At 74.1% G+C, this 24,304-nt stretch carries 22 protein-coding genes; 16 read left to right on the top strand and 6 right to left on the bottom strand.

The genetic code is table 11. The features are described from left to right. Positions 1-152: 152 nt before the first annotated feature. Positions 153-992, top strand: coding sequence for a chitosanase (locus tag ACGFT1_RS00415; protein ID WP_373906790.1), 840 nt, complete (start codon positions 153-155; stop codon positions 990-992). A 134-nt stretch (positions 993-1,126) separates the two neighbouring features. Continuing rightward, positions 1,127-2,767 (top strand): phosphoglucomutase (alpha-D-glucose-1,6-bisphosphate-dependent), encoded by a 1,641-nt coding sequence (gene pgm, locus ACGFT1_RS00410; protein WP_373906789.1) that lies wholly within the window; start codon positions 1,127-1,129, stop codon positions 2,765-2,767. Between the two features lie 74 nt (positions 2,768-2,841). Here pgm and ACGFT1_RS00405 read toward each other — a convergent pair whose 3' ends face one another. After that, positions 2,842-3,759 (bottom strand): SGNH/GDSL hydrolase family protein, encoded by a 918-nt coding sequence (locus tag ACGFT1_RS00405; RefSeq protein ID WP_373906788.1) that lies wholly within the window; start codon positions 3,757-3,759, stop codon positions 2,842-2,844. Positions 3,760-3,981: 222 nt separating this feature from the next. Continuing rightward, positions 3,982-4,239 carry a DUF5133 domain-containing protein gene (locus ACGFT1_RS00400; protein ID WP_373906787.1) on the bottom strand — a complete coding sequence of 86 codons (258 nt, stop codon included), beginning with the start codon at positions 4,237-4,239 and terminating at the stop codon, positions 3,982-3,984. 815 nt (positions 4,240-5,054) lie between these two features. On the opposite strand from ACGFT1_RS00400, the gene ACGFT1_RS00395 reads away from it, so the two are divergent. The 12 genes from ACGFT1_RS00395 (at position 5,055) to ACGFT1_RS00340 (ending at position 18,971) form a co-directional block, all read left to right on the top strand. Further along, entirely contained in the window at positions 5,055-5,579 is a 525-nt protein-coding gene (locus ACGFT1_RS00395; protein WP_373906786.1) for a hypothetical protein, read from the top strand. A 397-nt stretch (positions 5,580-5,976) separates the two neighbouring features. Beyond that, a complete protein-coding gene (locus ACGFT1_RS00390) occupies positions 5,977-8,106 on the top strand; it encodes a hypothetical protein (protein ID WP_373906785.1) in 2,130 nt (709 codons plus the stop codon). A 146-nt stretch (positions 8,107-8,252) separates the two neighbouring features. Next, positions 8,253-9,764: a GT4 family glycosyltransferase PelF gene (pelF, locus tag ACGFT1_RS00385; protein ID WP_373906784.1), complete on the top strand. Its 1,512-nt coding sequence runs from the start codon at positions 8,253-8,255 to the stop codon at positions 9,762-9,764. Continuing rightward, complete coding sequence (locus tag ACGFT1_RS00380) at positions 9,761-11,158, top strand: hypothetical protein (protein ID WP_373906783.1); 1,398 nt, start codon at positions 9,761-9,763, stop codon at positions 11,156-11,158. Before pelF ends, ACGFT1_RS00380 begins: the two co-directional genes overlap by 4 nt. Positions 11,159-11,203: 45 nt before the next feature. After that, positions 11,204-12,205, top strand: a complete 1,002-nt coding sequence (locus ACGFT1_RS00375) for a GDP-mannose 4,6-dehydratase (RefSeq protein WP_373906782.1) — start codon at positions 11,204-11,206, stop codon at positions 12,203-12,205. A gap of 48 nt (positions 12,206-12,253) precedes the next feature. Further along, complete coding sequence (locus ACGFT1_RS00370; protein ID WP_373906781.1) at positions 12,254-12,967, top strand: sugar phosphate nucleotidyltransferase; 714 nt, start codon at positions 12,254-12,256, stop codon at positions 12,965-12,967. Positions 12,968-12,974: 7 nt separating this feature from the next. Continuing rightward, entirely contained in the window at positions 12,975-13,874 is a 900-nt protein-coding gene (locus ACGFT1_RS00365) for an NAD-dependent epimerase/dehydratase family protein (RefSeq protein ID WP_373906780.1), read from the top strand. Continuing rightward, positions 13,871-14,542 carry a spherulation-specific family 4 protein gene (locus tag ACGFT1_RS00360; RefSeq protein ID WP_373906779.1) on the top strand — a complete coding sequence of 224 codons (672 nt, stop codon included), beginning with the start codon at positions 13,871-13,873 and terminating at the stop codon, positions 14,540-14,542. The genes ACGFT1_RS00365 and ACGFT1_RS00360 overlap by 4 nt, the downstream gene beginning before the upstream one ends. Positions 14,543-14,581: 39 nt before the next feature. Then, positions 14,582-15,238: a 1,4-alpha-glucan branching protein gene (locus ACGFT1_RS00355; protein WP_373906778.1), complete on the top strand. Its 657-nt coding sequence runs from the start codon at positions 14,582-14,584 to the stop codon at positions 15,236-15,238. Between the two features lie 306 nt (positions 15,239-15,544). After that, complete coding sequence (locus tag ACGFT1_RS00350; protein ID WP_373906777.1) at positions 15,545-17,401, top strand: M1 family aminopeptidase; 1,857 nt, start codon at positions 15,545-15,547, stop codon at positions 17,399-17,401. A gap of 85 nt (positions 17,402-17,486) precedes the next feature. After that, the gene (locus ACGFT1_RS00345; protein ID WP_373906776.1) at positions 17,487-18,326 is read left to right on the top strand and encodes a lysozyme; all 840 of its coding nucleotides are present in this window, start codon (positions 17,487-17,489) and stop codon (positions 18,324-18,326) included. A gap of 126 nt (positions 18,327-18,452) precedes the next feature. Next, on the top strand, positions 18,453-18,971 hold the full coding sequence (locus ACGFT1_RS00340) for a molybdenum cofactor biosysynthesis protein (protein WP_373906775.1): 519 nt from the start codon (positions 18,453-18,455) through the stop codon (positions 18,969-18,971). A 125-nt stretch (positions 18,972-19,096) separates the two neighbouring features. On the opposite strand, the gene ACGFT1_RS00335 is transcribed toward ACGFT1_RS00340, so the two are convergent. Both ACGFT1_RS00335 and ACGFT1_RS00330 read right to left on the bottom strand, forming a co-directional pair. Continuing rightward, a complete protein-coding gene (locus ACGFT1_RS00335) occupies positions 19,097-20,143 on the bottom strand; it encodes an aromatic acid exporter family protein (protein WP_373907624.1) in 1,047 nt (348 codons plus the stop codon). Positions 20,144-20,338: 195 nt separating this feature from the next. Continuing rightward, positions 20,339-21,490: an AI-2E family transporter gene (locus ACGFT1_RS00330; RefSeq protein WP_373906774.1), complete on the bottom strand. Its 1,152-nt coding sequence runs from the start codon at positions 21,488-21,490 to the stop codon at positions 20,339-20,341. A 412-nt stretch (positions 21,491-21,902) separates the two neighbouring features. On the opposite strand from ACGFT1_RS00330, the gene ACGFT1_RS00325 reads away from it, so the two are divergent. Beyond that, positions 21,903-22,046, top strand: a complete 144-nt coding sequence (locus tag ACGFT1_RS00325) for a hypothetical protein (RefSeq protein ID WP_373906773.1) — start codon at positions 21,903-21,905, stop codon at positions 22,044-22,046. A 197-nt stretch (positions 22,047-22,243) separates the two neighbouring features. Here ACGFT1_RS00325 and ACGFT1_RS00320 read toward each other — a convergent pair whose 3' ends face one another. Further along, positions 22,244-22,657, bottom strand: coding sequence for a DUF2267 domain-containing protein (locus tag ACGFT1_RS00320; RefSeq protein WP_373906772.1), 414 nt, complete (start codon positions 22,655-22,657; stop codon positions 22,244-22,246). 180 nt (positions 22,658-22,837) lie between these two features. On the opposite strand from ACGFT1_RS00320, the gene ACGFT1_RS00315 reads away from it, so the two are divergent. Beyond that, positions 22,838-23,575, top strand: coding sequence for an MgtC/SapB family protein (locus ACGFT1_RS00315; protein WP_373906771.1), 738 nt, complete (start codon positions 22,838-22,840; stop codon positions 23,573-23,575). An 84-nt stretch (positions 23,576-23,659) separates the two neighbouring features. Here ACGFT1_RS00315 and ACGFT1_RS00310 read toward each other — a convergent pair whose 3' ends face one another. Then, positions 23,660-24,220 carry a DUF1360 domain-containing protein gene (locus ACGFT1_RS00310; RefSeq protein WP_373906770.1) on the bottom strand — a complete coding sequence of 187 codons (561 nt, stop codon included), beginning with the start codon at positions 24,218-24,220 and terminating at the stop codon, positions 23,660-23,662. Between the last annotated feature and the right edge of the window lie 84 nt (positions 24,221-24,304).

Genomic DNA, 24,304 nt, shown 5'->3' with positions numbered 1-24,304 from the left:
CCTCGGGGGCCGGGGCGGTCCGCAGGGGTTGTCCGATCCTACGAACTTCCCCCGCGCCGGGTTACCGGGTCCTTCCGCCTTTGATAGGAAACTTTCCTACCAGTAGGCGGTACGGACCGAACCGCCACGACCACCCCCCACTTGGAGCCCCTGTGGTGCACGCACACCGTGAGCCGGCAGCCCCCGCCCGTCTCTCCCGCCGGACCGTCGTCGCCGCGCTCGGCGCCGTCGCCTCGGGCACCCTGCTCGGCGTCTCCCGCGCGGGCACGGCCTCGGCCGCCGCGCCGGGCCTGGACGACCCGGCGAAGAAGGAGATCGCCATGCAACTGGTGTCGAGCGCGGAGAACTCCTCGCTCGACTGGAAGGCCCAGTACAAGTACATCGAGGACATCGGCGACGGGCGCGGATACACCGCCGGCATCATCGGCTTCTGCTCCGGCACCGGCGACATGCTCGACCTCGTCCAGCTCTACACCGACCGCAAGCCCGGCAACGTCCTGGCGAAGTACCTGCCCGCCCTGCGCAGGGTCGACGGCAGCGACTCGCACGACGGCCTCGACCCGGCCTTCCCCAAGGACTGGCGCAAGGCCGCCCAGGACAGCGCCTTCCAGCAGGCCCAGAACGACGAACGCGACCGCGTCTACTTCAACCCGGCCGTCACCCAGGGCAGGACCGACGGCCTGCGCGCGCTGGGTCAGTTCATCTACTACGACGCCCTCGTGATGCACGGCGACGGCGACGACCCCACCAGCTTCCGCAACATCCGCAAGCGCGCCCTGCGCACCGCGAAGCCGCCGGCCCAGGGCGGCAACGAGACCACCTACCTGAACGCCTTCCTGGACGCCCGTGTGTGGGCCATGAAGCAGGAGGAGGCACACAGTGACACCAGCCGCGTCGACACCGCGCAGCGGGTCTTCCTGCGCAAGGGCAACCTCGACCTGAACACCCCGCTCGACTGGAAGGTGTACGGGGACAGTTACCACATCGGCTGACCCGCGCGACCCGCAGGGGAGCGGCCGGCCGGGCCCGGTGCGGCCCGGCCGGTGGGGCGCACGTGCATGCCACGCCCCTGACGAGGAAAGATGGGGTGAGCGTACGACCCCCACCGATGCGGAGGAACGGACTCATGCCGCACGAGCGAGCCGGCCGGCCGGCCGGTCCCGAGGACCTTGTCGACGTGGCCAGGCTGGTCACGGCGTACTACACGCTGCACCCCGACCCGGCCGACCCGGGACAGCGGGTGGCGTTCGGCACCTCGGGGCACCGTGGTTCGTCCCTGGCGGGTGCCTTCAACGAGGACCACATCGCCGCCACCAGCCAGGCCATCTGCGAGTACCGGGCCGCCCAGGGCACGGATGGGCCCCTCTTCCTGGGCGCCGACACCCACGCCCTGTCGGAGCCCGCCAGGGCGACCGCACTGGAGGTGTTCGCCGCCAACGACGTCACCGTGCTGATCGACAGCGCGGACGGTTACACGCCCACGCCCGCCGTCTCGCACGCGATCCTGACGCACAACCGGGGCCGCACCACCGGCCTCGCCGACGGCGTGGTCGTCACCCCGTCGCACAACCCGCCCGCCGACGGCGGCTTCAAGTACAACCCGCCGAGCGGCGGCCCGGCGGCCTCCGACGCCACCTCCTGGATCCAGGACCGCGCCAACCAGATCATCACGGGCGGCCTGAAGGACGTACGCCGGCTGCCGTACGTTCGCGCGCTCGCCGCGGAGACCACCCGCCGCTACGACTTCCTCGGCACCTACGTCGGCGACCTGCCCAGCGTGCTGGACCTGGACGCCATCCGCGCGGCCGGTGTGCGCATCGGCGCCGACCCGCTCGGCGGCGCCTCCGTCGCCTACTGGGGCCGGATCGCCGAGGAGCACCGCATCGACCTGACGGTGGTCAACCCGCACACCGACCCCGCCTGGCGCTTCATGACGCTGGACTGGGACGGCCAGATCCGCATGGACTGCTCCTCGCCGTACGCGATGGCCTCCCTCATCGAGCAGCGCGACCGCTTCCGGATCGCCACGGGCAACGACGCCGACGCCGACCGGCACGGCATCGTCACCCCGGACGCGGGCCTGATGAACCCCAACCACTACCTCGCGGTCGCCATCTCCTACCTCTACCGGCACCGCGAGCAGTGGCCGGCCGGCGCGGGCATCGGCAAGACCCTGGTCTCCTCCACGATGATCGACCGGGTCGCCGCCGACCTCGGCCGTCAGCTGGTCGAGGTGCCGGTCGGGTTCAAGTGGTTCGTGGACGGACTGGTCAGCGGCGCCCTCGGGTTCGGCGGCGAGGAGTCGGCCGGCGCGTCCTTCCTGCGCCGGGACGGCTCGGTGTGGACCACCGACAAGGACGGCATCATCCTCGCGCTGCTCGCCTCCGAGATCACGGCCGTCACCGACCGGACGCCCTCGGAGCACTACGCCGGGCTGACCGCCCGCTTCGGCGAACCGGCCTACGCCCGCATCGACGCGCCCGCGACCCGCGAACAGAAGGCGCTGCTGGGCAAGTTGTCCCCGGCGCAGGTCACCGCGGACACACTGGCCGGTGAGGCGGTCACCGCCGTCCTCACCGAGGCGCCCGGCAACGGCGCGTCCATCGGCGGCATCAAGGTCACCACCGACAACGCCTGGTTCGCGGCCCGGCCCTCGGGCACGGAGGACGTGTACAAGGTGTACGCCGAGTCCTTCCTCGGCGCCCGCCATCTCGCCCGGGTCCAGGAGGAGGCGCAGGCGGTGGTACTGGGAGCGCTCGGCGGCTGACACGGCCGTGGGGCGGCCTCCGTCACCGAGGCCGCCCCGGCGCGGTCCGCGTTCCCGCGCGGGCGCCGACCGGCTCAGCCGCGCCCGCGGCCCGTGTCCAGCCGGTCCCGGACCGCCTGCGCCATGGCCGCCTCACCCTTGGCGTTGGGATGGGCCGGGGCCGCGGGGGAGGCCGGCTGGAGGGGCTCGATCCAGCGGTCGGCGGGCCCCTTGCACATGTCGTGACCGGCCGTCGGGCCGTAGGTGTCCACGTACGCGGCCCGGTTCACACCTGCCACCAGGCGCAGCATCAGGTTCAGCCGTTTCTCGGTGTCCCGCAGATAGGCGAAGTCCCCGCGGGCGAACGGCACCTGCGGGAAGCAGCCGACGCCGTCGTCGGGGAGCAGGTCGGGGTATCCGACGACGACCACCCGGGCGTGCGGTGCGCGGGCGTGCACGGCCCGCAGCACCCGGTCGACCTTCGGCGCGGTGCGTACGACGGCGAGGGCCAGCTCGTCGTACCCGGAGGCGTGGTACGCGCGTTCACAGGGGTTGCCCTCCGGGTCCTGGGGGGCGAGCCGGGCGCAGGTGCCGATGATGGGGCCGAATCCGACGTCGTTGCCGCCGATCTGGAGCGTCACCAGGCCGGTGTGCCGGTCGAGCGCGTCGAGCTGGGGTCCGTTCGCGCCCTGCGCCTGCCACATCTCGGCGGTCGTGGCGCCGCCGCAGCTCACGTCCGTGAACGCCGTCACCCCGGCCCGGGCCGCCACGAGCGAGGGGTAGTTGTGGTCGGAGCGCGCGCAGCCGGCGTCCACCTGCCGGGGGATCCCGGGACCGGAGGTGTAGGAGTCGCCGAGCGCCACGTAGGCGGCTGCGCGGCCGTGCCCGCCGGGGTGTGCCGCGGCCGGTGCCGTGCCGGCCGCGACCAGGGTGCATCCGGCCAGTGCCGCCCCCAGTACGGCGCCCCGCCGCCGGACTGCCGCCCTGCCCGCCGGGCGTCTGTCGTACGTCATGCGTCCTCCCCCTGAGCTGCTGCGTCGCGCGGGCGGCGGCACCTCAGGAGCGGCCCTCGCGCGTTCGACCGGGCCTGTATACCGTCCGGTAGGTCTCGCCGGCCAGACGCGGGAGGCAACGAGTTCGGGGGAGGGATCGCGCAACGGGCCCGGAGGCCCGGCCCGTTGCGCGGGGGACCGGCACGCCGGTGCCTTCGCCGTCGGCCGGTGTGCCGGTTCGCGTCAGACCGCGGCCGCCGGTTCCGCCGGGCCCGCCATCTCGAGCAGCGAGTCGTCCTCCGGGCGGGCACCGGAGAGCCGGTGCCGGGCGGCGATGAGGGCCATGTCGACGTCCCGGGTGCCGGTGGCCACGCACAGCGTGTACGACACGTCCGTGAGCCGCTGCCGGGCCTCCGGGGTGCTCTCCTCGGCCCCGAGCAGCGTGAGGGCCTCGTACTGGGCGATGAGGTCCTGCAGTACCGCGGGGTGTGCCATCAGCATGGGTCCGCCTCCTGGTGTGTCGCCGATGTGCGAAGTCGCAGCGCGAATACCCGCGTTCCGGCACCGCATGCCACCTGCCTCCCTGGGCACGACTCCACGTCTTCGGGTCCTCGCCCTTCCCGCCGTACCTGACCTGCCAGGTCTTACGACGCCACGGGCCGCATCGGCCACGGCGCCGGGATGCCGGGGGCCGCGGCCGCGCTGCAGCACGACTTCGCCCTCACCCGGGACCACGTCGCCTTCATCGAGGGCACCGCCACCTCCACCCCGGCGAGCACTCGGGCACCCCGTACAGCTGAACGGCGCCCGGCCCGCCCGGATCGGCGTCACGCCCCGGGGCCGCGACGCGGCGGTCGCCGTCCGCCGCCTCCCGGTCGAGCCCGGCAGCATGCCGCACGCCGCCGACGCCTACGAGGACGCGGCGGCCCGGACGGTGCTGGAGGGCCCCGGCAGAGAGGGGTGACCGGCGACCGGAACGGCTCCGCGGCCGGGGGGAGCGAATACCGCCGGGGCCGTTCCGTCCGGCCGGAAACCGTGTTCTGGCCGGAAGCGGCCCCCGTCACAACCGGGGGCTTCCGTTCCGCCGTCGCGGGGGCGTCTCCTCCGCGCCAATGCCGACTCGCGCACCACCCCCGCCGCGGGCCCCGCGGCCCCCTCCCGCCGCCGCGCCCCGGCGTGCGCGTATGCGACGCGTGACGCGCCGTCACGATGTCCCCGCGCCCGCTTCACGCCACGGCCACTTTCGGCCGAACGCTGTCCGGGCCCGGTGCGGTGGGGCAGACGGCGTGACGCCCGCCTGCCTAGCCTCCCGGGCCATGCGATCACCTCTGCTCGGACGCCTCGGGCTCACCGCCGTCCTCGCCTTCCTCCTCGCCGTCCTCGGCCTCGCCCCGAGCGCGAGCGCCGACCCCGCGCCGGCCTCCCTCGCCTTCGCCACGGACAGCGCCACCACCACCCCCGGCGGCACGGTGAAGCTGTCGATGACCATCACCAACAACAGGACGTACGACATCTGGTTCGTGTACCAGACGATCGACCCGACCTGGCTGACCACCCAGCGCCCGGACCTGAAGTACAGCTTCACCGGGTGCAGCCTGGCGACCGCGAGCGGCAGCAGCGCCTGTTCCGGCACCGGACCGAGCAACTTCGGCGGCAACTACGGCGCCACCATCCCGCCCGGCCAGAGCCGCACCGTCACACTGACCCTCCAGGTCGCCGCCGACTCCGGCTGCAACGGCAACATCGGCTTCTACTCGTACTACTACGCCGAGTTCAGCGACAGCACCAACACCAACGGCGGGCCCGTCTACACGCCCGAGACGCGCGTCGTCTGCGCCTGACGGACTCCTCGGCCCCGTGATCCGGGTGGCCGGATCTCGCCCCCCGGTCACGGGTCCCGCGCGGAACGGACCCGACATGTCGCCCGGCGGACCGCCATGGTCCGCCGGTGCGCCGCACCCCGGCCGGACCAGCGGACGGGGCCTCTTCGTCCGCCGCGGGCCCCTGCGCGGAGACGACGCAAAAACGGTCGTTCAGGTTGCTTCGGGGCGCTGTCGGACACCTGCACTTTTCCGTCAGGTTCCGTGACTCGACCACAAAAGCTACACAGAGACATCACCATGTGACGCGACAGATGCGTCGACGACCGGCTTCTGAGGGGGACGCCGGCGTCACGTGAGGGGGTGTCCGCTCCATGGGAGCCGTGCTCACCCCTGCCCGGGGAGGGGACTTCACCGCATGAAGCGGACCGTACGCACCACCGCGCTGACGGTGGGCGCGCTCATCGCCGCGCTCGGCCTGGGGGCCGGGCCGGCCGAGGCCGACGCCACCACGCCGCGCATCGACCTCAGAGTCCTGGTGGTGAGCGACGGTGGTCCGGCCACCGACGCCATCGCCGCCGAACTCGACGCCGCCGGTACGCCGTACACGAAGGTCGACCTCACGCGGTCCGACCGGCCCGCCATCGACGCCGGCTTCCTCGCCGACACCGTCGACGGCCGGCCCCGGGCCAGGTTCCAGGCCGTCGTGCTGCCCAACGACAACCCGTTCACGGCCGGCAGTGCCGAGATGACCGCGCTCGCCGCCTACGAGCAGACCTTCGCGATCCCACAGGTCGACGCCTACACCTACGCCCGCCCCCAGGTCGGACTCGAGGTCCCCACCTCCGGCGGCTACTCGGGCAGCGTCGACGGCGTCCAGGCCCAGGTCACCGCGGCAGGCCGCGACGGAACCTTCGGCTACCTCGACGGGCCGGTACCGTTCGAGGACAACTCGCCCACCGTCGGCGAGAGTTACGCCTACCTGTCGGCACCCGCCGCCGGGGCCGACTTCACCCCGTACGTGCAGGCCCCGATCCCGGGCACCACCAGGCAGGGCTCCCTGGTCGGCGAGTACCGGCACGACGGGCGGCGCGAACTGGTCGTCACCTTCGTCTACAACCAGTACCAGCAGCAGTTCCGGCTGCTGTCCCGCGGCATCGTGGAGTGGATGACCGGCGGGGTGCACCTCGGTGCCTCCCGCAACTACTTCGCCGTGCACGTGGACGACGTGTTCGCCGCCGACGACCGCTGGGACACCCGGCTCAACTGCACACCCGGCGACGTCGACTGCACCGGCGGCGCCGGCACGCCCAGCCCCATCCGCATGACCCCGGCCGACGTCGACCACGCCACCGCCTGGCAGAGCAGCCACCACTTCACCTTCGACCTGGTCTACAACGGCGCCGGCAGCGCCGACCAGCGCGAGGACAACGACGGCGTGGACCAGCTCGCCGACAAGCTGATCACCGACCGGAACCAGTTCCGCTGGGTCAACCACACCTACACGCACGCCTTCCTCGGCTGCGAGCAGAACGTCACCGTCGTACCGTGGACGTGCACCACCAACGCCGACGGCAGCACCAAGTGGGTCAGCCGCACCACGATCGACAGCGAGATCGCCACCAACCGCGTCTGGGGCCAAGTGGCCGGGCTGCCGCTCGACAACACCGAGCTGGTCACCGGCGAGCACTCCGGCCTCAGGATCCTGCCGCAGCAGCCCGCGGACAATCCCAACCTGGCCCTCGCCCTCGCGGACAACAACGTCACGTGGCTCGCCTCCGACAACTCGCGCGACCCCCAGCAACGCCAGGTCGGCCCCGCCACCACGGTCGCCCGCTACCCGATGAACGTCTTCTACAACGCGGGCCGGACCGCCGAGCAGGTCGACGAGTACAACTGGCTCTACACCGGCCGCGCCCAGGGCGGCAGCGGCATCTGCGAGGACAACCCGGCGACCACCACCTGCCTGTCCGCCCCGCTGGACACCGGCACCGGCTACACCGACTACATCGTGCCGCTGGAGACCCGCATCGCCCTCGGACACGTGCTGTCCAACGACCCCAAGCCGCACTTCGTCCACCAGTCGAACCTCGCCGAGGACCGCATCGCCTACCCCGTCCTCGACGGCGTACTGGACGGCTACGACGCCCTGTTCGCGGACAACACCCCCGTGGTGAACCTGAGGATGAAGGACATCGGCGTCGAACTCCGGCGCCGTGCCGCCTGGAAGACCGCCGTACAGGCCGGCCAGGTCACCGCCTACCGCATCGGCGGCACCGTCACCGTGCAGGGACCGAACGGCACCGCCGTCCCCGCGACCCTGCCCGCCGGCACCACCCGCGGCACCACCGCCTTCGGCAGCGCCTACGCGGGCGCCGTGTCCGGCTGGACCGCCTCCGCCGGCAGCGCGCTCACCTTCACCCTGCCGTCCTCCGCCACCGCCCCCGCCGCGACCGCGGGCACCGCCGCCGCGGCCACCGCCCCGGCCCCGCACACCAGGATCCCGGCGGGCGTGACCGAGCAGGTTCCGTACACCCCGGACAACTGAACGGCGCACCGGACCCAGGGCCGCTCCGGCCGGCTCCCGCACGCCTCGTGACGGGAGCCGGCCGCCGGACCGGCCCGGGTTCCGGCCGCCCGCCGGCGCCCGGAACCCGCACGACCACCCCACACCTCGGCCGTGGAGCCCCAACGATGCACGTTCAGCACGGCGCGCGCCGCTCCGGCGCGGCGCACGTCACCCTGCTCACCGAAGGCACCTACCCGCACAGCCATGGCGGCGTCAGCGTCTGGTGCGACCAGCTCGTCCAAGGCATGCCCGACCTCGACTTCGAGGTCGTCGCCGTCACCGGCACCGGACGCGAACCCGTCGTATGGGACCTGCCCGCCCACGTCCGCAGCGTGCTGTCCGTACCCATGTGGGGGACCCCGCCGCAGGGCCGCCCGCCCCGGGGCCGGGCCCGCAACCGGCTCACCGCCGCCTACGAACGCTTCCTCACCGCGCTCCTCGACCCGCACGCCGAGGACCGGTTCCCGCCCGCGCTGTACACCATGGCCCGGGCCGCCGCCGACGGCACACTGAGCGCGTTCCTGCGCGGCGACCGGGCCGTCGCCCTCCTCGCCTCGGTGTGGAACCGCCCGGGACTCGCGGTCCGGGAGGCCGGGCCCACCCTGCACGACGCGGTCACCGCCACCGCCCTGCTGGAACACGCCCTGCGCCCGCTCGCCGCGCCCACCCCCCGGCACGGGGTGGCCCACGCGGTCAGCGGCGGGGTCGCCGTGCTGCCGGGGCTCGCCGCGCTGGAACGGTACGGCGTCCCCCTGCTGCTCACCGAACACGGCGTCTACCTGCGCGAACGCTACCTCGGCTACCGCACCGCCCCCTACCGCTGGCCGGTGAAGGCCCTCGTCCTCGGCTTCTTCCGGCTGCTGGCCGAGGAGAGCTACCGCCGGGCCGCCCTCATCACCCCCGGCAACCGCTACAACCGGCTCTGGGAGGAGCAGGGCGGCGCCGACCCGCAGGCCATCCGCACCGTCTACAACGGCGTGGACCCGGCGGCGTTCCCGCCCGCCGGACCCGAACCCGCCGTCCCCACGCTCAGCTGGGCCGGCCGCGTCGACCCCATCAAGGACCTGGAGACCCTCATCCGCGCGTTCGCCCTGGTCCGCGAGGAAGTGCCCGAGGCCCGGCTGCGGCTCTTCGGCGGCACACCGCGCGGCGGAGAGGCGTACCGGGAACGCTGCGAGGCCCTCGCCGCCGAACTGGGACACGCCGACGCCGTCACCTTCGAGGGCCGCGTCGACGACATCAAGGACGCCTACGCCGCCGGGAACGTCGTGATGCTCTCCAGCATCAGCGAGGGCTTCCCGTTCACCCTCATCGAAGCCATGTCCTGCGGCCGGGCCACCGTCTCCACCGACGTCGGCGGCGTCCGGGAGGCCGTGGGCGGCACCGGGCTCGTCGTCCCGCCGCGCGACCCCGCCCGCATGGCGGCCGCGGCGCTGGAACTGCTCGGCGACGCCGAACGGCGCAGGGCGATGGGCGAGGCGGCCCGGCTGCGCGTGATCGAACAGTTCACGCTGCGCCAGACCATCGACACGTTCCGCTCGATATACCTCGAACTGCCCGCCCGGGTCCGGCCGTCCACCGCGCCGGCCGCGCAGGGCGAGGTGCTCCGCGTCGCCGCGGGGAGCCTTTCCGGATGAGCGGCCCCATGGCGCTCGAACCGGGCGGCACCGAGCAGGACACCCTCGCGCTGCGGCTCGCCGAGCCGCCCGCGCGCCGCGACGACCACACGATGGCCCTGCGCCTGCCCAGGCGCGGCCCCGACCCGGAAGCGGTCAGCCGGCTGGCCGCCGACCTCGCCGACCGCGTCGGCCCGGCCGTCCACCCGTACGAGGTGGCCGCCCTGCTGGAGGCCGAGGGCCTGACGGCCGACGAGATCAGGCAGCGGTACGGCCACACCGGTCTGTTCTCCCTGGCCGCCGCCCTGTACGAGCAGGTGCCCCGGAGCTACCCCGAACCGCCGCCGACGGCCGACCCCTGGCGCCCGGACACCGTCCGCAGCCTGCTGCGCGGGGTGCTGTTCGCGCTGCCCGGCCTCGCCTACCTGCTCACCGCGCCCCTGTGGCACCCCGGCCGGCACACCGCCGCGCTCATCACCGCCGGACTGGTCTCCTGGGCGTGGGGACAGGGCCTGGGCCACCGCGCCCACCTGCGGCTGGCCACCGGCCGCAAGGAGGCCGCCCGCACCCTGCTCACCGGCGCGCCGCTGGGCGCCGCCCTGGCCACCGCGTGCGCCGTCCCGCTCGCCGGCACCTTCGGCCCGGTGCTCGCGGTGGCGGCGGCGCAGTCGCTGTACCTGGCGGCAGCGGGCGTCCTGCTGGTCCTGGCCCGTGAACGGCTGCTGCTGGCCGCGCTCACCCCGCTGATCGCGGGCGCCGCCGTACTGCCCTGGTGGGAACCCGGCACCGCCGTGCGCACCGGGCTGCCGCTGCTCGCGCTGCTGGCCACCCTCGCCGGCACCGGCCACGCCCTGCGGGGCGCCCTCGCCACCCCGGCCGCGGCCGGTGGCGCCCGGCCCCGGCTGCGGTGGTCCCTGCCGTACGGGCTGTTCGGGCTGGCCGCGGGCGTGCTGGTACTGCTGGAGGGGCGGCGCGACCCCTACGCGGTGATCGTGCTGACCGTCAGCATGGGCCCCGCCGAATGGCTGCTGTTCCGCTACCGGGGCCTGTCCGTCGCCGCCCTGCGCGCCACCGCCACCCCCGCCGGGTTCCTGCTGCGCTCCACCGCCGTCCTCGGCGGCTGCCTGCTCGCCTACGTGCTGCCGCTGCTGCCCGCCGCCTACCTCACCGGCGCGGCACCGGCCCCGCTGCTGCTGCTCGCGGCGACCCTGTGGACCGCGCTGCTCCTCCAGGCGTTCGGGGCCGCCTGGCCCCCGGCCGTGATCTGCCTCGCCGCCGCCGCGACGGCCGGCGCGGTACCGCTGCTGCACCTGCCACCGGGCCGTACCGCCCTGCCGCTGTGCTGCGGCGCGGCCGTGGCGGCCCTGGTCGCCTGCGCCCTGCGGCTGCTCGGCCGGCCCGCCCGGCACGCCTGACCCACACCGCTCGTCCCCGCGCAACCGACCGGAAGGATCCCCGACTTGACCTCCGCACCGCTCGCCGCCGTCACCGGAGCCGAGGGCTTCATCGGCTCCCACCTCACCGAGGCCCTCGTCGCCTCCGGCCACCGGGTCAGAGCCATGGCCCAGTACAACTCCTTCTCCTCCTACGGCTGGCTGGAGACCCTCGCCCCGGACGTCCTGGACCACGTGGAGATCGTCCTCGGCGACGTCCGCGACCCCGGCTCGGTCCGCGGCCTGCTCGACGGCGCCGACGTCGCCTACCACCTGGCCGCGCTGATCGCGATCCCGTACTCCTACCAGGCCCCGCACAGTTACGTGGAGACCAACGTCACCGGCACCCTCAACGTGCTGGAGGCGGTCCGCGCCCTCGGCACACCCCGGCTGGTGCACACCTCCACCAGCGAGACCTACGGCACCGCGCGGACCGTGCCCATCACCGAGGACCACCCCATCAACACCCAGTCCCCGTACGCCGCTTCGAAGGCCGGCGGCGACCGGCTGGCCGACAGCTACCACGCCAGTTTCGGCACCCCGGTCGTCACACTCCGCCCGTTCAACACCTTCGGCCCGCGCCAGTCGATGCGCGCCGTCATCCCCACCGTCATCGGCCAGGTCGCGGCGGGGGAGCGGACCATCACCCTCGGCGACCTGCGCCCCACCCGTGACTTCACCTTCGTCCGGGACACCGCGCAGGCGTTCCTCGCCGTCGGCTCCGCACCCGCCGAGCAGGTCGTCGGCCGTACCTTCAACGCCGGGACGGGCGGCGAGATCTCCGTCGGCGACCTCGTCGCACTGATCGGCAAGGTGATGGACACCGCCCTCGACATCCGCGAGGACCCCGCGCGCATCCGGCCGGCCAACTCGGAGGTCATGCGGCTGGTCGCCGACGCCTCCCGGCTCGCCGGGGCCACCGGCTGGCAGCCCGCCCACAGCCTGGAACAGGGCCTCGCCCACACCGTGGACTTCTTCCGCGACCCGGCCAACCTGGCCCGCTACAAGACCGGCATCTACAACATCTGACCCGACCGGCACGTCCCCCCGAGTCCATGCGTCAACGAAGGAGGAGCCATGCACGCAGTGATCCTGGCGGGAGGCAAGGGCGTCCGGCTGCGGCCCTACACCACCGCGCTGCCCAAGCCCCTCGTCCCGATCGGTGACCAGCACGCCATCCTGGAGATCGTGCTGCGCCAGCTGTCGGCAGCGGGCTTCACCCGCTGCACCCTCGCGATAGGCCACCTCGGCGAGATCATCCGCGCGTACGTCGGCGACGGCTCCCAGTGGGGCATGAACGTCGACTACGCCACCGAGGAGAGCCCGCTCGGCACCATGGGCCCGCTGCTCACGCTCAAGGACCGGCTGCCCCAGACGTTCCTGGTCATGAACGGCGACATCCTCACCGACCTCGACTACGCCGACGTACTGCGCCGCCACGAGCAGTCGGGTGCCCCGCTGACCATCGCCACGTACGCCCGCAAGGTCCACATCGACTTCGGCGTGCTCACCACCGACGCGAGCAGGGTCGTCGCGTTCACCGAGAAGCCCAGCATGGACTACCGCGTCTCCATGGGCGTCTACGGCCTCAGCCGCGCCACCCTGGACGGCTACACACCGGGCCTGCCGCTCGGCTTCGACGAACTCGTCCTGGACCTGCTGAAGGACCAGAACCCGCCGCAGGCCTACGACTTCGACGGTTACTGGCTGGACATCGGCCGTCCCGACGACTACGACCGGGCCAACGCCGAGTTCACCAGCCGCAAGTCCCTGCTGCTCAAGGGAGCCTGAGTACCACATGCGCATTCTCGTCCTCGGCGGCACCGGGTATCTGGGCCGCCACGTGGCCGAGCGGCTGCGCGCCCTCCCGGGCGCGCACGTCCTCACCGCCGGCCGCACCGCCTGCGCGGGATTCGGCGTCGACCTCGCCGCCGACCCGCCCGAGCGGCTCGCGAAGACCCTGGTGGCGGCGGCCCCCGACGCCGTGGTCAACTGCGCGGGCGCCACCGGCGGTGACGCCGTGACCCTGGCCGAGGTCAACGCCCGCGGCCCGGCCGTACTCTGCGCGGCACTGCGCGAGGCGGCCCCCACCGCCCGTCTGGTGCACCTGGGTTCGGCCGCCGAGTACGGGCCGGGCACCCCGGGCGTGCCGGTCACCGAGTCGGCGCCCGCCTGCCCGGTGACGCCGTACGGCGCGACCAAGCTGGCGGGCACGGTGGCGGTGACCTCCGCCGCCCTGGACGCGGTGGTGCTGCGGGTCGGCAATCCGGTCGGCCCGGGCGCACCCCTGGCGAGCCTGCCCGGCCGGCTGACCGCGCTGCTCCGCTCGGCCGGGCAGGATCAGGAGGCGGTACTGCGCCTCGGGGACCTCTCCGCGCACCGCGACTTCGTCGACGTACGCGACGTGGCCCGGGCCGCCGAATGCGCCGTCACCACCCCCGGCCCCCTGCCCGCCGTGCTCAACATCGGCAGCGGAACGGCCGTGCCCGTCCGGCGGTTGGCGCACGGCCTGGCCCGGCGGGCGGGCTTCCGGGGGCGGGTGGAGGAGAGCACGGCCGGCTCGGCGCGCTCCGCGCAGGTGTCGTGGCAGTGCTCGGACATCTCCGCCGCGGCCCGGGTTCTGGGCTGGCGGCCGGACCACAGCCTCGACGACGCCCTCGCCGCGCTGTGGACGGCCGACGCGGAGCGCCTGCCGTGAGCCTGCTGGTACCGCTGTACGTGCACCCGGCCGAGGACCCCGGCGCCTGGCACCGGCTGATCGCGGCGGCCGACCGCACCTTCGCGGTCGTCCTGAACCCGGCGAGCGGACCCGGCACCGCCCCCGATCCCGCGTTCACGGCGGCCGCCCGGGCCCTGCGCGCGGCCGGCGCCCGCCTCGTCGGCTATGTCGACACCGACTACGGCGTCCGGGACCGGGACCGGATCACCGAGGAGATGCGCCGCCACCGCAGCTGGTACGGGGCCGAGGGCTGCTTCCTGGACCGGGTCACCGCCGGCCCGGAGGGCCTGCCGGCCTGCCGCCGTCTGGTCCGGGACCTGCGGCGGCTCGGCGCCGGCCCCGTTGTCCTCAATCCGGGCGTCCACCCGGCGCCCGGCTACACTCGCCTGGGCGACCTGACCGTCACCTTCGAGGGGCACTGGTCGACGTACGTCTCGGCGTTCACCCGGCCGGCCTGGGCCGCCCGGCACCCGCCGGACCGGCTGTGCCACCTCGTCTACGGCGTCCCCGAGGCCCTCGTCCCGCTCGCCGTCCGCACGGCACACGAGCGGGGCGCCGCGGTGTGCGGGCCGGTGACCGGCGAACCGCCCAACCCCTGGGCCGGGTTGAGTCCGGCGTTGACCGGCGGGGACGGTGTGGAAGGCTGAGCCGGGACCGTATCCGCAGCACGGGAGGCAACCACCGGTATGGCCGTCATCCACGACACCACCCTGAAGCCGAGCAAGACGGAACTGCTCACCGACTGGCTCCCCACCCGGCCCTGGTACCGGGGCGGGCCCGGAGCGCCCGTGCCGGAGAGGTCCGGCGGGTTCCGGCTGGACGACCCCGAGGGCGAGGTCGGCATCGAGTTCATCGTGGCCACCGACACCGCGAGCCCCGAGCGGACGGCGTACCTCGTGCCGCTCACCTACCGCGGGGCGCCGCTGGAGGGCGCCGGCCACGCCCTGATCGGCACGATGGAGCACGGGGTGCTGGGAAAGCGCTGGGTCTACGACGGCTGCCACGACCCGGTGCTGTTCACCGAGCTGCTGTCGCTGATCGACGGCCGGGCGCAGGCGATGGCGCAGAGCGTCAGCGACACACCCGACCACGAGGTGACCCGCTCCCACACCGGTGCCCCCCTCGTCCCCGGCGGCCTCGTCCCCGAGCCGGCCGACGACCGGGACGGCACCCGCCTGCCCGCGCCCCACGGGACGGTCCTGCACGTGCACCGCGTCCTGACCCCCGTCGACGAGAATCCGCCGCAGCGCCCGCGGGAAGCGCTCGGGCATGTCGCCACCGGCTGGCCGGGTCCGGACCGCACCCGGCTGCGGGCCGTTCTCATGACGCTGCGTCACGCCTGATCGGGGCGCCGCCCGCCGCCCGCCGCCCGCCGCCCGCCGCCCGCCGCCCACCGGCCGGCGGGCGGCGCCTGGGCGGTGGCGCGCACGGCGCCGGGGGACGGCGCCCGCTTTATCCATCTGGCATGGACCGGTCAAATCTGTCACTCTTTCGGCAGCCGTCCGGCAGTCGTCGCCCCGACCCCATGGAGCGCGACGGGCTCTTCGGCACGAGCGATCGCGCAAGCCCCGTACGCGGCCGCCCCGGCGAACCCCGGCCGGGCGGCCTTCGAGCAGGCCGGAACCCCGGCCGCCACGAAGGAGTAGCGTGTGAGAACGACCCCCCACAAGGCCCTCGGCGCCGGTGCGCTCACCGTCGCCGCGGTGGCCGCCCTCGTACTCCCCGGCACCCCCGCAGCCGCCGGCCCGGCCTCCGCCCCCGCCGCCTGCGCCCCCGCCCAGGTCATCACCGACGGAGGCTTCGAGAACGGCACCTCACCGTGGACCCAGTCCCCGTCCACCGTGATCACCAGCCGTTCCGGACAGAGCGCCCACGGCGGCAGCTCCTACGCCTGGCTGGACGGTGCGGGCAGCACCCGCACCGACACCCTCAGCCAGAGCGTGACGATCCCCTCCGGGTGCGCCACCGCCACCCTCGGCTTCTGGCTGCACACCGACACCGCCGAGACCACCACGTCCGTCGCGTACGACAAGCTGACGGCCAAGATCGGCGGCACGACGCTGGCCACCTACTCGAACCTGGACGAGAACACCGGCTACGTCCACAAGACCATCGACGTGTCGTCGTTCGCCGGCCAGACGGTGAACCTGTCCTTCACCGGCACCGAGGACTCCAGTCTCCAGACGAGCTTCGTCCTGGACGACATCACCCTCGACACCTCCGGCGGCACCACGCCACCACCGGCCGACTCCACCCGCACCCCCGCGGCACCCGGGTACACCGTGAACCTCAGCAGCGACACGAGCGGTACCGCCTGGACCGGGCACGAGAGCGTCACCTTCACCAACGCCTCCGCCACCGCGCTCGGCGAGGTCTACCTGCGGCTGTGGGACAACTACCACGGCACCTGCGACGCGATGCCGGTCAGGGTCAGCAACGTCACCGGCGGCAGCGCCGGCGCGCTCTCCGTGGCCTGCACCGCCCTCAGGATCGACCTGCCGTCCCCGCTCGCCCAGGGCCAGTCCGCCACCATCGGCTTCGACCTCGGCATCACCGTGCCCAGCGGCGCCGACCGGTTCGGCCACGACGGCGCGTTCAGCTTCGTCGGCAACGCCCTGCCCGTCCTCGCCGTCCGCGACAGCGCCGGCTGGCACCTGGACCCGTACACCGACAACGGCGAGTCGTTCTACTCCCTGGCCGCCGACTTCAAGGTCACCCTGGACCACCCGACCAGCCTGCTGGTCCCGGCCACCGGCACCTCCACGGAGACGCCCGGATCCAGCGGCCGTACGGTCACCACGGCCACCGCCGCCAAGGTCCGCGACTTCGCGTGGGCCGCCGGGCCGTTCACCAAGATCTCCGGCACCTCGGCCGCCGGCGTCCCGGTGAACGTGTACTCCGTCTCGGGCATCAGCTCCTCCAGCGCCCAGTCGATGCTCAGCACCGCCAAGAGCGCGGTCGACGCCCACGCGGCCCGGTTCGGCGCCTACCCCTACGGCGAACTGGACGCCGTCATCGACAACAACTACTGGTTCGGCGGCATGGAATACCCCGGGTTCGTCCTGGACCTGGTCAGCACCACCGCCCTCACCCACGAGATCGCCCACCAGTGGTGGTACGGCATCGTCGGCGACGACGAGTACACCAGCCCCTGGCTGGACGAGGCGTTCACCGACTACGCCACCGACCTCGCCCAGGGCAAGACCGGCAGCAACTGCTGGAGCGGCGTCTCCTGGGCCTCCAGCACCGAGAAGATCACCAACTCGATGGCCTACTGGGACGCCCACTCCTCCCGGTACTCCACCGTCGTCTACGGCTACGGCAAGTGCGCCCTGCACGACCTGCGCCGCGTCCTCGGGGACACCGCCATGGCCAAGCTGCTGAAGGACTACGCGAGCGCGCACTGGTACGGCGTGTCCACCACGGCCGAGTTCAAGGCGGCGGCCCAGGCCGCCACGAGCACGGACCTGACCTCCTTCTGGACCCAGCACCGCATCGACGGCTGACAGCCACCCGTACGGCTCAAAGACCGGCCGCGGATGGGTCCGTTGGGCGGAACCCGGGGTGCGCGACGACCCGACCCCGGGTCAGATGGAGGGCGTGCGAAACTCCATAGCTCCTTTCCGCGGCCGGTCCCCCCTGTGCCTCACCGGCGCCCTGACCGGCCTCCTCCTGCTCCTGTCCAGCGCCCCGGCCGTGCCCCTGCCGGCCGGAGGCGCTCCCGTACGCGGCACCGCCTACATGGGCATCGGCGTACTCGCCCACGACGGCTCCGACGGCACCCCGCCCCCCGCCCCCCGCGCCTCCCAGGCCGAGGGCGTCGACGTCGCCAGCTACCAGGGTGCCGTCAACTGGAAGACGCTGTGGGGCGACGGCACCACGTGGGCCTACACGAAGGCCACCGAGGGCACCTCCTACACCAACCCCTACTTCAGCTCCCAGTACACCGGTTCGTACAACACCGGCCTGATCCGCGGCGCCTACCACTTCGCGACCCCGGACACCTCCGGCGGCGCCGCCCAGGCCGACTACTTCGTGCAGCACGGCGGCGGCTGGTCCAACGACGCCAAGACCCTGCCCGGAGCCCTCGACATCGAGTGGAACCCGTACGGCGGCGACTGCTTCGGCAAGTCCAAGAGCGGCATGGTCAGCTGGATCCGCGACTTCCTGAACCGGTACAAGTCACGCACCGGCCGCAACGCGGTCATCTACACGGCGACCAGCTGGTGGACGCAGTGCACCGGCAACTACGCCGGCTTCGGCGCAAGCAACCCGCTGTGGATCGCGCGCTACGCCTCCACGGTCGGAACCCTGCCGGCGGGCTGGAAGACCCACACCATGTGGCAGTACACCTCCACCGGCAAGACGGTCGGCGACCACGACCGCTTCAACGGCCCCCAGGACTCGCTGCGGGACTTCGCCACCGGATGAGGGGAACCCGGCGGCCGGGACCAGGCCGTGCCGCCGGCCCGGACCCGGGCCGGCGGCCGGAGGGCCGGCAGCAGGGCCAGGAGCGGCAGGCACACCGCCGTGAGCCGGAGTGACTAGGCTCGGTGCGTGCCGCACGTCGAGATACTCCAGCTGCTGGTCTCCCCGGTCCACCGGCTCTCCGGCCGGCCCGGCGACGGTCCGCCCGAACTGCCGCCCGGGGAACTGGTGACGACGGCCGAGGTCCGCGCGGGCCTCGGCATCGTCGGTGACCGCTACTTCAACCGCCCCGCCCACCGCGACGCGTCGGTCACCCTCATGGCGGCCGAGCGGCTGCCGCAGCGGGAACCCCACCCGTCCGGGCTGCTCCACACCCGGCGCAACGTCCTGCTGCGCGGCGTCGACATCGACGCGTACATCGGGTCGACGGTCTACCTCGACTGCGGTGCCGGACCGGTGGACCTGGAGGTGCGCCGGGCCGCCCGGCCGTGCGGCTGGATGGACACCACCCTGGGCCCCGGTGCCCAGCGCGCGCTGCGCGGCGGCGGGGGAGTGCGCTGCCGGCCGCTGACCGACGGCGTCCTCGAGGTGGGCCCGGCGGTGTTCGGAGTGCGGGAACCCGGGGAGACGGCGGCGGGCGGCGCGTGAGTACGAGGGTCCGAGCGTCCCGTCCCGCGGACCCGGCGCCGGTGTTCCGTCCGGCCCGGCGGTGACCCCGCGGGGTGTCGCCCACCGGCCTCGTGGACGACGGTGACGCCCCGCGGCCGGCGCGCTCAGGTGGCCGAGGTGGCCAGTTGCCCGGCCAGCCGGTGGGCCTGGGCGAGCAGCGCGCCGTAGGTGGCGACCTCGTCGGGGTCCTCCCGGACGGAACGGGCCAGGTCCCGGCGCAGCTCGCTGAGCGTGTCGCGCAGCCGGGCCACGGACTCGCGCAGTTCGTCCTCGCACGCGTCGCCGAACCGGCTGAGGCTGTACAGCCGCAGCGCGTGGGCGGTCTGGCGCAGGAACTCGGCGTAGCGCCGGGCCGGACCGGGCCGCGGCCGGGGCGGCGGGCTGTCCTCGGCGGCCGCCTCCATGACCGTGCGGGTCACCCCCGCGGTGTGGACGGCGGCGTAGTCCAGGACCACGAGCGCGTCGTCGTACTCCTTGCCGGGGGGCGGCACGGCGCCGGCGCGCCGGCGGCGCAGGTTCACCCGCAGGCTCTCCCGGCTCCACTCGACCGCCGAGCGGGCCTCCTCCACCAGCCGGTTCAGCCGCAGAGCCCGCTCGTGCCAGGCCCCGGCCTCCTCGGCGTCCCAGCGTCCCCCGGCCAGCCCGTCCGCCACGTCCCGCAGGATGTCATGGGCCTCCTCGGTCGCGTCCTGGAGCACGGAGCGGGTGTCGCGCAGATACAGCGGCGGCCGTACCAGCGCGTTGACGGCGATGCCGACGACCGCCCCGAACAGGGCCTCGGTGAGCCGGGCCGTGGAGGTGGCGACGCTCACGGGTGGGTTGGTGAGGACGAACAGGGCGCCGGTGGCCGCGTTGATGCCCTGGCTGCCCAGCCGCCGCCACCGGCCGAGCAGCATCGCCGGGGGGAGGACGACCGCCATCGCGGCCACCGTGCTGTGCAGCAGCAGCCCGGCCGCGGTGGCGGCGATCGTGCCGGCCCCGATCGCCGCGAGCTGCTGCAGCCCGTGGGCGATCGACCGGTAGACGGTCGACTCCACCAGGACGACCGCCACCCAGGGCGCGACGAACGCCACCGGCGCGTGCAGCCACCACCCGGCCACCACCCAGGCCAGCCACGCGGCCAGCGCGGCCTTCACCGCCTGGAGGGCCATGTCCCGTTCCCGGCCCGGTCCCGTCCAGGCCCGTCGTACCGTCTGTACCGCGTCCGACAGCTCACGCCGTACACCTTGCAAGGTCACTCCTGTCCCACGCACGGTGACCCGGGTGCCACCGGTCGCCCCGTCCATGCCGCTCGGCGGCGCCCCGGCACTGTGACGACGCGCACCACCGCGCGGTACGGCGGGCCGTCAGGGGGGTACCGCGCGCAGGGCGCGCAGCACCGACCAGACCACCGAGACCAGCGGCACCGCCACGATGGCGCCGATCACCCCCGCGATGATGCTGCCCGCGATCACGGACAGGGCGACGACCAGCGGGTGCAGCCGTACCGCCCAGCTCATCACCAGCGGATGCAGCACATGCCCCTCGAGCTGGCCGATCACGACGATCAGGACCAGCACGCACGCCGCCGTGAAAGGTCCGCGCCCGGCGAGCGCGACGACCGTGGCGACCGCGAGGGCCACCGGCGAGCCCACCAGCGGGACGAACGCCGCGAAGAACTCCAGCAGGGCCAGCGGCAGCGCCAGCGGTACCCGCAGCACCAGCAGGGCGACACCGACCAGTACGGCGTTGGTGGCGGCCACGATGATGATGCCCCGCGTGTACCCGGCGAAGCTGTGCCAGGCCGCCCGCCCCGCCCGGTCCCAGGCCGGACGGGCACCGGCGGGCATCAGCTGGTCGCGTGCCCAGCCCCACAGGTGCTCGCCGGAGTGGAGGAAGAACACCGACGCGAACAGCGCGAGCGCGCCGCCCGCTACCACCTCCACCACCCGGCCGAACTCGTTGACCGCGCTGCTGAGCAGAGCCGCCCGATGTGCCGAGACATAGCCCGTCAGCTGGTCCTGGAGGGCGGAGAGCCGGTCCGGGCTGAGCCGGAAAGGCGGCCGTTGCAGCCACTCCTGGATGCGGTGCGCGCCACCGCGCAAGTCACCCACCAGCCGGCCCGACTCGTCCGCCACCGCGCTGCCCACGAGGGCGAGCAGGGCCAGCAGGAGCAGCAGGCTGCCGATCAGCGCCAGGGCCACGGCGACCGGCCGCGGCAGCAACAGGCCGAGCAGGTCGACGAGCGGGCGCAGGACGGACGTCACGACAAGCGCGAGGAACAGGGCCACGGCGATCAGCTGGAAGCTGCCGAGGACGCTGAAGACGCCGTAGACGACGACGCCGACGAGGATCAGCCGCCAGGAGAAGGCCGCGGCGACCCGCAGCCACGGCACCGTCCGCTCGGCCGGCGGTGTGGGCGGCTCCGGCCGGGGGGGCGCCGGCAGCCGCACCGAGTGCGCCGGGCGGCTGCCGAGCACCCGGCCGGCGGCCCGCCGCCCGCCGCCTCGCCCGGTCACCCGCCGGCGCTCCTCACCCACCACCGCTCGCGCCTCCTCGCCACACCGATGACGGCCGGTCACCTCCACAGCACCGTAAGCACGGGGCGCCCAGGGGGCGCGCCGAGCGCACCCGCCGGATCCGCCCTCAGCGGCCGGTGCCACCGCGCGCACGCCACGACGCACCAGCGGCACCCGCCGGATGCGGCTGAACGGGTGCCGACAGCCGCGTGCGGTCGAACGGGCGGCGCCGTCGAAGGGCCGGTACGGCCGAACGGGCGCCGGTCAGGGCGGGCGCGGGTCAGCCGGCCCGCTCCCGTGCCGATGGGCCGGGCCGGTCCCGGGCGGTCACAGGACCTTCACAGCCGGCGAGGGTGGGCACGCGGCATGAGGGCACTCGCGTCCATGTCCCCGGCAGGAGGGGGAGCCTCCAGTGATCATCGTCGCGGTTCTGCTGTTCCCGGTCCTCAGCCTCCTGCTGTACGGCCTGGATCAGGTTGAGGACCGGTGGGTGCTGCGGCCGCCGGCGTCCCGTCGCTCCCGGCACCGCCGGGAGAGCCGGGCGGCCCGGCGGTGAGCGGCGTCCCGCCGCACCGGCGGTAACGGACGATCGCCTTCCCGAGTCCGGTCCGCCCGGACTCGGGAAGCGCGCCGCCCCGGGGCGGTCGAGACGTGCTCGAAGCGGGCGCGTCACCGCTTCGCCTGCCTCCGGTGAGCGTATGCGTACATGCACGCAGCAACACCGGTCACGGTCACGCCGTACCGGTCCGCGTCCTACACGGCCCGGCTCGTCGGCAGCAGCTCACGGATGTCGGCGGGCAGCGCCCCGGCCATCCGCTCGGTCAGTTCCGGGGCGAGGGCGGCGTCCAGCACCTCCAGGACGGCGGCGGCCTCCCGCAGTGCCGTGTCCTCGTCGGTGGCGGCCCGGACGGCGATGCGTCCGGCGAACGCGGTCAGCCCGAACCGTTCGCCCGACGTGCCGGAGTCCGGCCCGGCCGAGGCGTCGGCCGCCTCCCGCATGGCGGCCGCCATGTCGTGCGGCAACTGGGCGGCCACATGCCGGGCCAGCCCGGACGGCAGCCGTTCCGACAGCGTGGTCACCACCGCGTGCGCGGCCCGCTCGGCCGCTCCCCGGTCGGGCAGCTGGGCAAGCTCCTGCACCTTCCCGATCATCTCGTCGTGCCGCATGATGCCGGTCCCTTCGCGCGAAGTCCTGACGGCAGCGCCGTCCCGCGGGCGTGGCGGCCCCGCACGGGTACCCCCGCACCCGCGTCGCGTCACCGTGACCGCAGGCGCGCAGGTGTCGTCGCCGTGGCGCGGGGCGGGCGCCGGCGGCGTAGGATCGGCTGATCATCGTGCGAGGTGCGCATGACAGGAGTGGGACTGGCCGCGCCGCTGTGGGACATCCACAACGGGCAGGGGCCGCGGCAGCTGGCCGAACTCGGACTGGCACTCGTGCTGTCCAGCCTGATCGGCTGGGAGCGCGCGGCCCAGCAGAAGAGCGCGGGCCTGCGCACCCACACGCTGGTCGGCATCGCCAGCGCGCTGATGATGGAGGTCTCCCAGCACGGGTTCAGCGCGGTGCTGGGCCTGGAGAACGTCTCCTTCGACCCCTCCCGCGTCGCGGCGCAGATCGTCTCCGGGATCGGCTTCATCGGCGGCGGTCTGATCTTCGTACGACGTGATGCCGTACGGGGCCTGACGACCGCCGCCACCGTCTGGCTGACCTGCGCCGTCGGCATGGCCTGCGGCGGCGGGCTGCCCCTTCTCGCGGTTGTGGTGACGGCGCTGCACTTCCTGGTGGTGCGAGGCTATCCGCGGCTCTCGCGCCGTCTGGTTCCCGGCACGGCCGCCGCCACCTTCGAGGCGCGCCTGACCTACCGGACCGGCTCGGCGCTGCTGCCGCGCCTGATGGAGGCCTGCACCCGGCGCGGCTTCCGCATCGACCAGGTCAAGGTCGAGCGGCTGCCCGACCGCGCCGACGCCGCCGCCCGGGTCCTGCTGCGGCTGGAGGGCACCGCGGACCCCGCCCGGCTGGCGTCGGAGCTGTTCCAGGACGACGGCGTCCTCGACATCGAGCTGACCACCGCGGCGGACGACGACTAGCCCGCGCGGGGACGCCCCGTCCGTCCCGCGCGCGGGACGGACGGCGACCGCGGCACCGCCCGCGCGGGCGGTGCGGCGGCCGGCTCACTCCTCGGCCGCCTGCTGGGTCCATGCCCAGGCGCGGTGCAGCCGGCCCGCCCCGGTCGGCGCGCTCAGGCCCCCGCGCACCAGCCGGGTGAGCCGGGGCGCCGCCGCGTAGGAGCGGACCAGGGCGCCGGCGGTCCGGGCGGCGCTGGGGAGCGGGCCAGGACAGCAGGTCGCCGACGGCCCGCCGGGGGCCGGTGCCCCGGGTTCGTCCATGACCTCGCCGGTCTCGCCCCGGCCCGTGCGGCGGGTGAACGGCGCCCGCAGAAAGCTGGTGATCTTGTCTCGGGTCAGGGCCCTCGACGCCTTGTGTACGTCGCCGCGCCGAGGGCCTCGACGCCTTGTACGTCGCCGCGCAGAGCAGTGCGACGTCCCCAGGGCGGCACTTCCTCCGGCAGCCGGACTCCCCGCTGCCGGGCCAGGGCCGCGAAGGCGCCGGCACCGCCGCGAAGACGGAGGCGAGAGCCGCGTATCCCGCGGGGGAACCCCGCCCCGTCGTCGCAGCCTGCGGCGTCCGTGGTCATGACACCTCCCGAACGTGTCACGTGGGCCAGGACACATATGACCTGGTTCGCACCCCCTCCCCAGCTGCCCGGCCGCCGGGCTACCGTGACGTGGAGCCCCTTTCCCCTGCGCACCTCGGAC

It is taken from the genome of Streptomyces sp. Y20 (genome assembly GCF_043195475.1).
Classification (GTDB): domain Bacteria; phylum Actinomycetota; class Actinomycetes; order Streptomycetales; family Streptomycetaceae; genus Streptomyces.
The sequence above is the reverse complement of the archived record's forward strand: the minus strand, read 5'-3'. Positions and strand labels throughout refer to the sequence as shown.